Below are 12,947 nucleotides of genomic sequence, written 5' to 3'. Positions count from 1 at the left end.
GAACTTTTCTATAACGATCACCATGCTTTCTTTTTTTATAATAGAAAAAAAAGAAATGTGGTGGTGTATATGTCTACAACGATCGGAATTATGGGCGGGATGGGCCCTTTAGCAACGATTGATCTGATGAAAAAAATCATTTCTCATACTCCAGCGATAAAAGATCAGGATCATCTCCATGTGATTGCTGATAATTATCCGCAAATTCCTGATAGAACCAACGCCATATTTGGGAAAGGCGAAGATCCTACAGAATATATGATTGCATCAGCTAAAAGATTAGAACGCGCAGGAGCGGACTTTATTCTGATTGCATGCAATACCGCTCACTTCTTTTTAGAAAATGTACAACAATCCACTCATATCCCTATTATGAATATGCCACTAGAAACCGCAAAGCACCTGAACAAACATCACTATACGTCTGTGGGCTTACTATGTACTGATGGCACATTAAAAACTAAGCTCTACCAAAAGGCTTGTGCTCATCACAAGATTGACGTCATGACCCCAAGTGAAGAGCTTCAGAAAAACGTCATGAATGGGATATATGCAGTGAAAGCTGGGAAATTGAGTAAAGGCGAAAGTGAATTGGCGTTAGCTGCAGAAATTTTAATCAATCAAGGGGCAGAAGCCATCATTGCCGGCTGCACAGAAATCCCTTTAGTTCTAAGGTCAACCAATGCTGTGAAAGTGATTGACCCTACTGTCATTTTGGCGAAAGAAGCTGTAAAATTAGTGTATGAGCTTGAAAAGCTCAACATTTAAAGAACGTCATATAAGGGGATAACATGAATATTGAGAATATAGAAGCGTTTATTTATGTATGCCAGCTAGGCAGTATCAATAAAGCTGCGGAAGCACTGTATTTAACCCAGCCTTCTGTTTCGGCACGTATTCAATCGTTAGAAAAGGAATTAGACCTGAAATTATTTGATAGACAGAGAAATAAACTATCTCTGACGGAAAAAGGTGAACAGTTTTACCCGCATGCCAAAAAGATTCTCCATTCTTATCAAGAAGCAAAGCATAGTCTCAAACAAACGATGATCCCTTATGAATTGACAATTGGATGCGCATCCTCTATTTCCAATAATCTATTGCCTAACATATTGCCCGCCCTAAAAGAAAAATACGAAAACCTGAAAGTAAAAATTGTAACAGGGCATTCAAAGGATATTGTCCAAAAAGTAATTAACAATCAAGTAGACTTTGGCATTGTCAGAACTGAAACACATCCTCAAATTGAATCGATTCCTATTTTCAGCGATCCGATTGGGTTGTTCGTCCCAACTCATCATCCGCTTGCCAGCCTTGACAATATCAATATGAAAGAACTAGAAGAACAGCCTTTTATTTTCTTTGACTACGGGTCATTTGATTGGTTGATGCTTCACCGATTATTTCAAAAAAACAACATCACACCGAACATTTCCATTGAGGTTGATCATATGGAAACCGCAAAAAATTTAGTGCTGCAAGGAATGGGACTATCATTTCTACCTCATCATTGTGTTAGAAATGAGCTAGAACAAGGAACATTAAAACAAATTTCAATAGACCCATCCATTGATTTCAACATCAATATCGAGTTCATTTATAAAAAAGGAAAATCCAAATCCGTTTTCATTGATCAACTCAAACAGTTTTTTCATGAATTAGATTAAAAAAAGCCCTTTTTAGGGCTTTTTTTGGATTCGTTATGATTGATTAGCTTTCGTTTGCCAACATGTATGCTGCAGTTTCATGCATATCTTTCAATCCTGATCTCTGTGCGTACTCGGCCACAGTGATCGCACTTGTCGTCAGAAGTTCTATTATATGTTCATCCATTCCTGGCCAAGTTCTCCCGCCTGCTTTTTCATACGCATGGATAAGTTTTGTTAACCCTTCTTTCCCAAAGAGAAGTTGATGCGACAAAAAGTCTGCAGATACATCACCAACCCCCACTTCAGACCAATCAATCACACCCGTCACACATTGATTTTCATCAATCAGAATGTGGCCGGGATGCAAATCTCCATGCTTCACTCCCACGAAAGGCGGCCATAAAGAATCTTTAGCTAGCCATTCTTGCCAGCGCTCCCATAAACCGCTGTTAATGGTGTATTGCGATTTGACACGTTCCATTCGCTGTTTCATTGATCCTCTTAATTCATGAGCACTGAGCATCTCCACACCGATCGTTTTAAAAGGCTGTTGATCTAAGGAATGTACATTCGCTAGAACTCTTCCTAATGATTCATAATAAGCTTGCGGTACTTTCGTTTGATCAAAACTCCACACATATGATTGCTTCTCCACATCAATACTAGCCGCCGGTACCCCCTCTAATTGTTTATAAGCAATCAGACTTTCTGTAAAGATAGACCACTGAGGGACCTGAAAGTGAACCTGCTTACCCATATGATCTAATGTCTTTTTTTCTTGTAAAGTATGTTTCTTTGATTCAGGTCTGCGAGGCACTCTTAATATCCATTGATCACCATGTAAATCTTCGACATGTGCGACACGAAAATCCACACCTGATTCATTTATTTTGATGGTATTCTCTAAAATTTCTAATCCGTGATGTTTGGCTAATTGCTTTAATTCTAGTCTATTCATATTCTTTTCCTCCAATTGCTCATTTATTCATGATCAACAGGCGTTAAGAAAATCATCAAAAAAACCACAAATAGGCTGCTATCTGTGGCTAGAGTAAACACGGCTAGACTCATCTCTCTCTTTATATCAATAAAAAATTACAAAAAAAGACAGAAATGATATCTGTCTGTCTTCAAGTAAAGTTACATACTTGACCGCTGAAAATGATTAAAAATGTGCAGACTCCCCCGTTTACTCTGTTTGATGAAAACAGAGCCTTTGAACATATGAAATTATTGATTGTTCAAAGTTTTCTGGCTTAATCTTCCTGCATGCATCATTTTTAACCATCCTCCTCTTCATAATTTAAAACTACTATACTTCATTTAAATATGACTTTCAATAAGATTACAAAAAAAGCCCTTTTCAGGGGCTTTTCTTCTTTCACTATCGTTTTTTCACTGGGTGAATGTCCTCTCCCAAAAAAGCGGTATCAGGCTCACCACTATTTTCTAGAAACTCCGCTATTTCTTTCAGCTCTTGATTGATAAGGTCATTTCTTTGCATATCCGGGTTTAACAGAAGGATGGAGTGAATCGTTGTCGCTGCTTCATACAAAACATGTTGATCTTTTATCTGTTTGATGCATTGTTTCATACGATCGAAAAACCATTCAATCTCTTTAATTTCTTCCATCGGATAATGTGCCATTTTAAAGAAATTTTGCTGACAAAGGTCTTGTCTCTCAAAAATTTGTTCAAGCTCCTCTTTACTGATATACAAATCCGAGCATTCCTCATCAATTTCTACTACCTCGACCATGGCGTCTTCAGCTGTATATAACTGCTCAATAAATTCATCGAAAGTATCTGCAAGCTTAAAATCGACTCCCATTTCTAAATCAAAATAGTGGATAGGCGGGTGTTCCTTCGTTTTTCGATAATCCATTGCGATCCATGTATCTTCCTCTCCGCTGATGATCACAAGTCCCTCCGGCAGCTCCAATTCATCACTTAACTGGGAACTATTCATGATGCCATCATCTTTGGCGATTCCTCTTAGATGGTCAAATTGAACATGATCATCTGCCCATGAATTCAGTTGTTCCGTTGGAAAAGCATTACGAACTGTAAAGCCACCATTCCATTCTAAGATGAGCTTTTTATATGTATCAGGTAAAGCGACACCAAGTCTTCCCTCTGCTTCACGAATTTTTTCCTCATCTATCTTTTCTAACGTGAAAGGGCTCTCTTCTTCTTTCTCCCAAAATGGTTTCAAAGTGGGGACCTCCTAGTTTCTAATGAGATCAGTATATCATTGACCAACTACTCATTTACCTTTTTAAAACCTCAAATTACAAACCCGTTCAATTCCTTCATCCAATAAAGAATTTATCAGTAGATATAAAAAAGATCTGGCTGGAGTGGCCAAGTACCAGGCACTTAAAGTGCTCAATGCCAGCATCCTCAGGTTATTCCTTCTGGACAAAATATTCACGTTCGATTTGTTTATCTATATCATACGATGATCCGCATAGAAAAAAGATCCCCTTTTTCTTGATTTGATGACCAATTGACACAAAAAACCTTGAAAGGCATTAGCCGATCAAGGATCATTTTGTTACTTCATTTTCACTGCTTCTTTCATTTCCTCTACTATTTTATTAAACCACTGTATAGGATTTAATGAGATCGCCGGAAAATAGATTTCTGCATTATTTTCGATAAAGCTTTCTTTTTCTTCTATTGTTAAAGTACCATTCAAAAAATCCTGACAATCCTTTATAGTAGACAGCAGACATTCTTTAGTAGCTTCATGAATAAACTCCTCTAACGCTTCTTCTGGTGAATCGATATCCTGATGAAATGTCCCACCTAAAAAATCTTCTAACTCCTCTAAATAACTGTAACTCTCATTCATTTTATCATCCTTCTTTCTATTTAACAGGGTATCCTGTTAAAATAAAACCGCCATTCTCATCTTTTTTCAGTATAATTTTTGCATTTGTAACATTCTCAACTACTTCTGAATTTCTCGAAACACTTCTTCCAATTACCTCTCCATCACCCTTATATTTTAATGGTAATGTAGGTCTACTGTTGGGGTCGGATAACCACTTTTGTATTTTATCAACACTCTTCGGATCACCCAAAACTGAATCAGCAACTCTTTCTGCAGTCATTCTATCGTTAAAAGTAGAAGAACCCGTGATTTTAGGATTACTTTTCAGCCTTTCTAATAGTTCTTCATCTGTTTTCCCAACATGTCTCTCTATTAAGTGCCCACCTCTGGATTCATGTGTAGCTAACCCATTACCTGGAGATAAAGGATTTTTCTCACCTTTCTTGATTCCCATCTTACCATGAAACCCTTTTGCACCAAACGGTAAAAGCATCCCCAGCGCCGCATTCATACTCGCTTCCTGCTGTTCTTTCGAGATCTTGTTTCCAAACATGTCTCGGCCTGTGATCGCTTCGCTGAAGCCGTTGGTGGCGGTGAGGCCATATAAACCTTTTTGGGTTGTCTTTAGGGCGTCAAAGGATTTTTGTGATGTCTTGTAAATATCGACCGCCCTGACTGCGGCTGATGTGGCTTGGGTCGTTTTATAGACAGCTTTTCCGCCTTTGAAAATGCGGCCTGCCCAGCCAACGATAGGGATGTAGCCGGCCGCTGCCATGCCTCCTGCCGCGACACGCTGGCCTGCGGTGAGTTCCTCGCCTGTGATTGGATCAACGCCCGTTGCGGCACGTTTTGCATCGTTCACGCCAGTCAGTTCATTCACGATGTTTCCACCATAATCGAGGGCTTTTTCATACCAAGGGCGGTTGGCGAGGGCTTCTTGTTCCTTTGCGATCTTGCGGGCTTCTTCTTGTTCTTTTTTGATTTTCAGATATTCAGCAGTTTGCTTCTCAATATCGCTCTTTGCCTTGTAGATGTCGCTATTTTGATACGCTTTCTTGTCAAAATTCATAGGCGAAATCGCTTTTCCGTCATTTGTCGCATTCATCATTTCAGCGTACAATGCCATTGTAGCTTGCTGTTCCGTCTCTGACAAAGCATATTCATCTTTTAAATTTTGATCAAGCTCTCTTAGTTCTTTGACCGTCTTTTTTCGTTCATCTTCCGCATCTTCTATTTTTTCATCAAAGGTTTGGCTATCAAATACCTCTAGGGAAATGAGGTCATCAATGTCTTGAAAAATCGTTTTGAGTGCCTTTTTTTGATCCTTCACAATGCTTTTGGCATTCTTGATGCCCATATGTACTGCGTTGTCTAAAAAGTGTTCTTCTACAAAGGTATCGCCGCCAAAGCTCGTATCATCCAGTGTCCCAGAAACACCTTCATGAAAGGCTTTTTGCTTATCAATGAAGCTGATAAACATGTCTACATTTCCAGCGAGCTCTTTATAGAAACTTTTAATGTTATCTGCACCTTTCCCAGTGAAATCATCACCGAGGTTGGCAACACCTTGTAATGCCTTTTTTAAATCTATCATTTGTTCGCGGAGTTCCTGATAGTGTTTTGCCCTTGTGTCCATGGCACTTGTTAGTGCTTTTGCATCAAGTATCTTGCCCAGCAGAATTCACTCCTTCCTATTCATTGACAAGGTCAATTTTACCAACACAGGGTTTGTCATGAAATAGGATTAAAGACACAAAAACAAGACCTAGAGTACTTTCTAGTGTTTATGGTTACTTGTTTTTTAATAAGTGATATCTATCTCTTCCTAAAAACACTCAAAACAATTTTAGTAGATAAAAGTTTGTCGACAATAAAAAGAAACAGAACATTCGTTGACAGAAAAACAAAAAAAACCTGCTACGCAAGAGTTTCAAAGATGATTCCAACCTCTACCCTATCAAGGTGAATGACCTCATCCGAAGCAAACGGACGTTTTCTGAAAAAGACTGATTTAATAAGGTTCTATAATGTGCAAGTGCATTTCTGATAAAAAACTGAAAGGGTTCGTCCCCAATCTGTCCCCATTTAAAAAAAACAGACCCTCAAGGTCTGTTTAGTTTTGCCTATTAGTTTTCAAATGTTGAATTTGGATCGATCATCGTCGTGTTTCGATCGGTTTTTTGAGGAAATACAGTGGTATTTCGATCAGTTGATTCTTGTGAGTAATTAAAAGAACCTAGGCAAGCAGCACCTACCAATAAAGTGGCGCTAATCAATATCTTCATTTTAATATTCATATAAACACTCCCCTTTTTGGATTTCGGTTTGAGCTTCTATGGCAGTTCTATAATAATCTGCTACCCTCTCCGAATCATTCCTTTTTTCATAAAGATTTGCAAGGCTTAAAGCAAACTCTTCAATATAAGGATACAACTTCTTTTCCTCTAACCCTTTAAACATTTTTCGTACATTTTCAATACCTTCATCTACATAAATTGTCTTTAATGAATTGAGCAATGTTTTATAAAACAGATTGTTTTCTGCTGTTGCACTTTTTATTCCTTTAGCGATATATTCAAGTGCTTCTTTTGTTTTATCACTTTTAAACAAAGTCCAACTTAAACTAAAAAATAATCTTGGTTTAATATCTTCATTGTTTTCAGTCATCTTATCCAACCCTTTTTTATAGAAGGAAGCAGCTTTAATATAATCCTGTTGCCTGTCATACGTATTTCCAAGATTCAAATAAGTTTTAGCGATTAATCTTTGATCATTTATTTCTTCAGCAAGATCTAGTGCTTTATGTAAGTGGGGGAGCGACTTCTCATATCGTTTAAAATCATCATAATTTCCTGCGATCACAAATAGACTTTGAATTTTTCTCACCTTATAAAGATCATAACGATCATAAATCTCTAGGGCTTTTATAATATGGTGCATAGAAACATGAGTTTGTTTCATGATGTAATATGCTTCAGCAACTTTAAAATGGAATTCTGCTTGTTCAATTTCATCTACAACAAGCGCCAGCTGCCTCTCAGCAATCTTATAATATTGAATGGCTTGTACATACTCTTTCTTACTGAATTCATGCATGCCTCTAAAAAAGGCATTATAGTATTGCAACATTCCAGACAGTTGATGGTTAGAATTCTCTATTTTATCGACTAGCGCGGAAATTGATTGATCGAATGAAGGTTTTATATAATCAAGCATAAGTTGATGTCGAAAACACATTAATTGATAATAGATAAGAAGATCCTGATCTTCTTCCATCCTATCTATTTCCCATTCAACTTCCGCTTTCAAAATTTCTGCATCTGGAACACTGAATTGCCGAATCATTTTATACCATTCATTTATTTTCACACCTACATGTGAAGAAAGAACTTTCTCCATCCCTTATTCCCCTTCCACTAATTTCCCTTATATTACATTTATTATCACATGTTTAAGTTTTCAAGGCACCGAAAAGAAACCGCAAAAAGAACAATTGAGTAACCGTGATTTTACATATTTCTTCTCACAACAGAAAAAGCAGACTCTGCAAAAGTCTGCTTTTTTCTAAAAATCAAATGACTACACCTTTTGAAAATTAAGTATACAATGAATCATTTAACCACTCTTCACAATGTTCTATAAGCCATCTCAAATATTCCACATATTGACCGACGTGATAGCCGTCACAAACAGCATGATGTACTTGAATGGCGACTGGCAAGATGATTTTTCCTTCTTTCACATTAAATTTGCCTAACGTAAATATCGGCAGTAAATAAGTTTCATCTGTAGATACATTAAGGTTAAAAGAAGTAAAATCAATCCACGGTAGACTTGAAATATTGAATATGTTTTCTGGCATATGAGGTTTCGGAAATAGGTTGCTGCTTTTGCTAAATGTTTCAATGTCGGCCACACAGCTTTTATAAAACTGAGCAAAGTTTTCGTCATAAGGCGTCCAAATACTTGAAAATGTCTTTGTTTCTTTATTTAGAATCGTATAACTAGGATGGAGAAGGTCCCAGTGACCAAGTTCATCGTTCACTAGATCCATCCGAAACTCCGGTATTTTTTGCACAGCCCTTGCTAACAAATAAATTTGCACAGGATATACTTTTAGCTTTTTTTCTTTTAATATTGAATGCAATGTCGTGATGTCTAGATCAACCACCAGACTATATGAGCATCGAGTTAACGTCATATAATGATGAAAGTGCTCTTTTCTCGGATAATTTTCATCTATTTGTTTAAACATTTTTTATCTCCTCCTGAATGTGTGATTTACTGTATTCAGGAGGAGACTTTATCTGTTTTCACCACCACAATCATCCTTTCAAGAGATATGTGTTTCTGTCCATTCAAAGTCTACCATGAGTTTTACCTACGATAAAGCCTGCAGCAACTCTTTGTAAGTCATCTTCCCTAACGTGAACTGTTCTAGTGCTATATATGTTTTCTCTGCTGAGGTATTCATTCTATTATGACATTCATTCACTAACTCATGTTCATTTGTTATTGGCTCATGTATATGTTCTTTTTTTCGAAATGCTTCATAATATCTTATACCAAATATTCTCTGGGACATCGCATTGATGTGAATTCCGTCTGGGTTAGGTATAAGACCTTTCGCAGTAACATAATAACAATTTTCATGATGATGTGCATATTTTTGAAGTTCCTCATTAATCAGTGAAAATTCCACACATCCTGCGCCAAATGCCGCCTTTCCCAAGAAATCACCCAAACCTCCTATTACAAGCTCAATGTTAGGTACGGATAATTCAGTTCTTAGTTCATGAAATAATCTTAGTATTTTTTCATAGTATTCTTTGTATTTCCCATCTTGGCTGTCACTTTCTCCTTGATGCCATAATATCCCTGCCAATTCGCTACTTTCCTTTGCAAATTTAGCTTCACTTATTGCATGACGAAATAATGCTTCATCCGGCGACCACTCATCAATGGAACTGCCACCCTCTGCACAAGGAATAAGGCCAATCTTCTCTACTTCATGATCCTTACACCAAGCCGCCGCAAAGGAAGCCCCCAGTCCTACGCCAGCTACCGGCCTATCAAAATGAATGGGTTCAGTCATCATTTGCCATCTACCATTTCGCAGCATCATGATCCTTTCATTATAAATCGGAGGAACTTCATGTTTGAAGCCGCGCCCCGCCATATTTGATTGTCCAATTAGTAAAAATGACTTCATATCTTTCTCCCCCTCGCTAATTATTTTATCAAATGTGTATTCACCTGAAGGTTGAAGAAATATTTTGTATTATTTTTTACATGTTTATTATTGTTAACAGCTTGTAGCAGTGCAGCATCTACTAAAAAACAGCCACCACAGACAACGTGATTGAAGCTTTCAAAAGTGCTGGGCTTGAAGCAGAAAAACCAACTGATCTTGAACAAAAAGAGTTTGGAAATATAAGAGAAGAAGGAAAAAGGATTCTCATTCCTTCTTTAGGTGAAAATGCTGGTGGAAGGATTTTTAAATTTGGAAATGAAACTGACCTTAACCAGGCCAAATCTTATTATGATGAGTTAGGAAATGCTGGATCTATGTTCTTCTCTCACACATATTCAAAAGGGAATTTCCTGTTACAAATGAACGGAGAAATGAAGGATTCTGAGTTTGAGAAATATAAGAAAGTGATGGATGAGGAAATAAAATAGTTTCATATTTTTTTACTTATTGCTTCTTTAATCTTTAACAGAGAAGGGTTCTTTACGATGGTCTCTAATTCTGTTGGATCGAACCGTCACCTCTACCCAGTTAAGGTGAATGACCTTATCCTGAGCAAACAGACCTTCCCTGAAAAAGACTGATTTAATAAGGTTCTATGATGAGCCTTTCCGATAAAAAATGTGCATTTTTGAAGAAAACTGAAAGGGTTCGTCCCCAATCCGCCCCCATAAAAAAACAGACCATGCAGGGTCTGTTTTAATTTTGCCTATACGTTTTGAGAAGTTGTGTTTCGATCAGCTGCAATACTGTGCATTCCTGAATATTGGCTTACGTTAAGCTTGTGAAAAAATCATATTCATGTACAATACAATTGATGTATTATACATTAATAGTAGGAGGGTGACCTTTGTGAAAAGAGAAGATGCCTTAAAACTAAGAACAGATATTAAGAAAATGATTATAATAACTGGGGTTTTTGAATCTCAAAATTTGCCCAATGGACCATTTGAAAAACCTCTACCAACTTCTCAAATGATGGCGTTAGAGGAACTAGAGGCGGAAAAATTAACTGTTTGGCAACTATCCAATAAACTTAGATTAGAGACTTCAACTGTAAGTAGATTAGTAGATAAGTTAGTAAAAAAGGGGCTTGTTTATCGTGAAGTAAATGAAAAAAATAGAAGAGAACTTTTTCTGCACCTCACAGAAAAAGGACACATTACTGTTAATCGCTTAAGAGAACAATCCCTTACATTTTATCAACGTATCCTCAATAATTTATCAGAATCAGAACAAAAAATAGTTGTGGATGGTTTTGAATTATTTATTGATTCTATTTCTAAGTCTTTTGATTAGAGTGAGGTAAATCATAACCTTTGGAGGATAAAATGAGCTTGGATTTTGAACGTCCTATTATTGAACTAAAAGAGAAATTTGATGAATTAAAGAAAATAATGAAAGAAAATAATGTAGATTTATCGTCAGAAATTCATTTATTAGAAAAACGTTTAAATAAAATGCAAGATGAAATTTATTCTAATCTTACACCTTTTCAACGAGTTCAAATTGCAAGGCTACGTAACCGGCCCACGACATTGGATTATATACCTTTATTGTTTACAAACTTTTTCGAACTTCATGGTGATCGATTATATGGTGATGATAAAGCAATGATAGGTGGTATTGCAAAATTTAAAGGAATGCCCGTTACGGTTATTGGTCATCAAAGAGGTAGAAGTACAAAGGAAAATATAGAAAGAAATTTTGGAATGTCACATCCAGAAGGATATAGAAAAGCGCTAAGACTTATGAAACAAGCTGATAAATTTAATCGCCCTATTATTACATTTATTGATACAATAGGCGCCTATCCAGGGAAAGGGTCTGAAGAACGTGGAATTTCTGAAGCGATAGCTCGAAATCTATTGGAAATGACTACACTTAAAGTGCCAATTGTTTGTATTGTAATTGGAGAGGCATCAAGTGGTGGAGCTCTTGGCATTAGTGTCGGTAACCATATCCATATGTTAGAGTATTCATGGTACTCAGTAATTTCGCCAGAAGGAGCAGCATCTATCCTATGGAAGGACGCTAAGTATGCTCCAGAAGCTGCTGAACATATGAAAATTTCAGCAAAAGATTTAAAACAGTTAGGAATTATTGATGAAATCATTCCTGAAATGAAAGGTGGAGCACAAAATGATATAAAATCACAGGCAAAAATGATTGAATCTGTAATCGAATCATCTCTAAAAAAATTGATACCATTATCTTCGGAAGAGCTAATACAACAGCGATATGAAAAGTATAGACAAATAGAGAATTATAAATGAAAAAATTTAAAGTCCGTATTACATTTCGGAGGATTCTCGCAAAAAGTCTATATATTTTGCAAATAACCTCTTAAACTGGACACACCTTTTGGAGCCTTTGTTTTTTTGGGATCAAACATAGTGAATAAGGATTTCAGAAAAACGTCTCCTGAAAAATAAACACCGAAATAAACCCCTGACCTTTATGGCCAAGGGTTTTACTTATTCATTAGTTCGATGTTTTTGCTAATTAAGGCACTCTCATGTTGCAATGAAAATGTTTCTGCGTTAGTATGTATTATCACTTTTGAAAGGATGTGAGGAGATGAATGACTTTGTGACTTTCCTTCTTCTTACCTTATTTGTCGTTGCTTCTCCTGGAGTTGATTTTGCGTTAATTACTAAAAGAACCATCGGAACAGGAAAATCTGATGGGATGAAGATGGCATTAGGTCTTACATCTGGCGCTCTCATTCATACACTTGCCGCAGCATTTGGACTTTCTTTAATTTTAATGAAGTCTGCCTTAGCGTTTGAAATCATTAAGTATTTAGGTGCTATTTATCTTATATATCTAGGCGTGTCTTCTTTCATCAACAAGAAAAAGAAAGACGATACATCTTTTCATGATGTTGTAGTACCAAAACAATCAGCTTTTAAACAAGGTTTAATTTCAAATACTTTAAACCCAAAGGTTGCTATATTCTTTTTAACGTTTTTACCTCAATTCGTTACACCACAGTTCAATACTAGCCTTCAATTTGTCATTATGGGCTCTATTTATGCCCTATTATCTATACTGTGGTTTACGACGATTGTATTTCTGCTTGGATACATCAGGAAATTCCTATTATCAACAAAAGTTCAAATGACCATTGACAGAATAACAGGACTAGTTTTAGTAGGTTTTGGTGTAAAACTTTTGTTTACAAATCCAAAACATTAAATTTTGA

At 36.6% G+C, this 12,947-nt stretch carries 13 protein-coding genes and 1 pseudogene; 6 read left to right on the top strand and 8 right to left on the bottom strand.

The window, feature by feature from the left end; genetic code table 11:
* The first annotated feature begins 69 nt into the window (after positions 1-69).
* Together NSS80_RS06160 and NSS80_RS06155 are read left to right on the top strand one after the other, a co-directional pair.
* The gene (locus NSS80_RS06160) at positions 70-768 is read left to right on the top strand and encodes an amino acid racemase (RefSeq protein ID WP_224426345.1); all 699 of its coding nucleotides are present in this window, start codon (positions 70-72) and stop codon (positions 766-768) included.
* Positions 769-791: 23 nt separating this feature from the next.
* Positions 792-1,667, top strand: coding sequence for a LysR family transcriptional regulator (locus NSS80_RS06155; protein ID WP_326483682.1), 876 nt, complete (start codon positions 792-794; stop codon positions 1,665-1,667).
* 43 nt (positions 1,668-1,710) lie between these two features.
* Here the strand turns inward: NSS80_RS06155 and NSS80_RS06150 are convergent, their stop codons facing one another.
* From NSS80_RS06150 to NSS80_RS06115, 8 genes are all read right to left on the bottom strand, one after another.
* A complete protein-coding gene (locus NSS80_RS06150; protein ID WP_252050359.1) occupies positions 1,711-2,607 on the bottom strand; it encodes a macrolide 2'-phosphotransferase in 897 nt (298 codons plus the stop codon).
* Between the two features lie 426 nt (positions 2,608-3,033).
* Positions 3,034-3,864, bottom strand: a complete 831-nt coding sequence (locus NSS80_RS06145; protein WP_252050358.1) for an SMI1/KNR4 family protein — start codon at positions 3,862-3,864, stop codon at positions 3,034-3,036.
* A gap of 342 nt (positions 3,865-4,206) precedes the next feature.
* Entirely contained in the window at positions 4,207-4,506 is a 300-nt protein-coding gene (locus NSS80_RS06140) for a contact-dependent growth inhibition system immunity protein (protein ID WP_034284276.1), read from the bottom strand.
* Between the two features lie 16 nt (positions 4,507-4,522).
* Positions 4,523-6,166 (bottom strand): T7SS effector LXG polymorphic toxin, encoded by a 1,644-nt coding sequence (locus tag NSS80_RS06135; protein ID WP_342498480.1) that lies wholly within the window; start codon positions 6,164-6,166, stop codon positions 4,523-4,525.
* A gap of 448 nt (positions 6,167-6,614) precedes the next feature.
* On the bottom strand, positions 6,615-6,785 hold the full coding sequence (locus tag NSS80_RS06130) for a RapH phosphatase inhibitor (RefSeq protein WP_101677288.1): 171 nt from the start codon (positions 6,783-6,785) through the stop codon (positions 6,615-6,617).
* Positions 6,775-7,887, bottom strand: a complete 1,113-nt coding sequence (locus tag NSS80_RS06125) for a Rap family tetratricopeptide repeat protein (protein ID WP_041117201.1) — start codon at positions 7,885-7,887, stop codon at positions 6,775-6,777. Before NSS80_RS06125 ends, NSS80_RS06130 begins: the two co-directional genes overlap by 11 nt.
* Positions 7,888-8,083: 196 nt before the next feature.
* Positions 8,084-8,743, bottom strand: a complete 660-nt coding sequence (catA, locus tag NSS80_RS06120) for a type A chloramphenicol O-acetyltransferase (protein ID WP_328699725.1) — start codon at positions 8,741-8,743, stop codon at positions 8,084-8,086.
* 126 nt (positions 8,744-8,869) lie between these two features.
* Positions 8,870-9,700, bottom strand: coding sequence for a sialate O-acetylesterase (locus NSS80_RS06115; RefSeq protein ID WP_342498445.1), 831 nt, complete (start codon positions 9,698-9,700; stop codon positions 8,870-8,872).
* A gap of 51 nt (positions 9,701-9,751) precedes the next feature.
* On the opposite strand from NSS80_RS06115, the pseudogene NSS80_RS06110 reads away from it, so the two are divergent.
* From NSS80_RS06110 to NSS80_RS06095, 4 genes and pseudogenes are all read left to right on the top strand, one after another.
* Positions 9,752-10,170: pseudogene (locus tag NSS80_RS06110) on the top strand (stress protein).
* A 421-nt stretch (positions 10,171-10,591) separates the two neighbouring features.
* Positions 10,592-11,038 (top strand): MarR family transcriptional regulator, encoded by a 447-nt coding sequence (locus NSS80_RS06105; protein WP_046310603.1) that lies wholly within the window; start codon positions 10,592-10,594, stop codon positions 11,036-11,038.
* A 32-nt stretch (positions 11,039-11,070) separates the two neighbouring features.
* Positions 11,071-12,015 (top strand): acetyl-CoA carboxylase carboxyltransferase subunit alpha, encoded by a 945-nt coding sequence (locus tag NSS80_RS06100; RefSeq protein ID WP_041117195.1) that lies wholly within the window; start codon positions 11,071-11,073, stop codon positions 12,013-12,015.
* A 304-nt stretch (positions 12,016-12,319) separates the two neighbouring features.
* Complete coding sequence (locus NSS80_RS06095) at positions 12,320-12,940, top strand: LysE family translocator (protein ID WP_041117193.1); 621 nt, start codon at positions 12,320-12,322, stop codon at positions 12,938-12,940.
* Positions 12,941-12,947 lie beyond the last annotated feature (7 nt).

The sequence above is a fragment of the Bacillus sp. FSL M8-0350 genome, assembly GCF_038593345.1.
GTDB lineage: Bacteria > Bacillota > Bacilli > Bacillales > Bacillaceae > Bacillus > Bacillus safensis.
The sequence above is the reverse complement of the archived record's forward strand: the minus strand, read 5'-3'. Positions and strand labels throughout refer to the sequence as shown.

Coding starts and splice junctions, on each gene's coding strand:
- NSS80_RS06160 (WP_224426345.1), top strand. CDS start 70: ATGTCTACAACGATCGGAATTATGGGCGGGATGGGCCCTTTAGCAACG.
- NSS80_RS06155 (WP_326483682.1), top strand. CDS start 792: ATGAATATTGAGAATATAGAAGCGTTTATTTATGTATGCCAGCTAGGC.
- NSS80_RS06150 (WP_252050359.1), bottom strand. CDS start 2,607: ATGAATAGACTAGAATTAAAGCAATTAGCCAAACATCACGGATTAGAA.
- NSS80_RS06140 (WP_034284276.1), bottom strand. CDS start 4,506: ATGAATGAGAGTTACAGTTATTTAGAGGAGTTAGAAGATTTTTTAGGT.
- NSS80_RS06130 (WP_101677288.1), bottom strand. CDS start 6,785: ATGAATATTAAAATGAAGATATTGATTAGCGCCACTTTATTGGTAGGT.
- NSS80_RS06125 (WP_041117201.1), bottom strand. CDS start 7,887: ATGGAGAAAGTTCTTTCTTCACATGTAGGTGTGAAAATAAATGAATGG.
- catA (WP_328699725.1), bottom strand. CDS start 8,743: ATGTTTAAACAAATAGATGAAAATTATCCGAGAAAAGAGCACTTTCAT.
- NSS80_RS06115 (WP_342498445.1), bottom strand. CDS start 9,700: ATGAAGTCATTTTTACTAATTGGACAATCAAATATGGCGGGGCGCGGC.
- NSS80_RS06100 (WP_041117195.1), top strand. CDS start 11,071: ATGAGCTTGGATTTTGAACGTCCTATTATTGAACTAAAAGAGAAATTT.
- NSS80_RS06095 (WP_041117193.1), top strand. CDS start 12,320: ATGAATGACTTTGTGACTTTCCTTCTTCTTACCTTATTTGTCGTTGCT.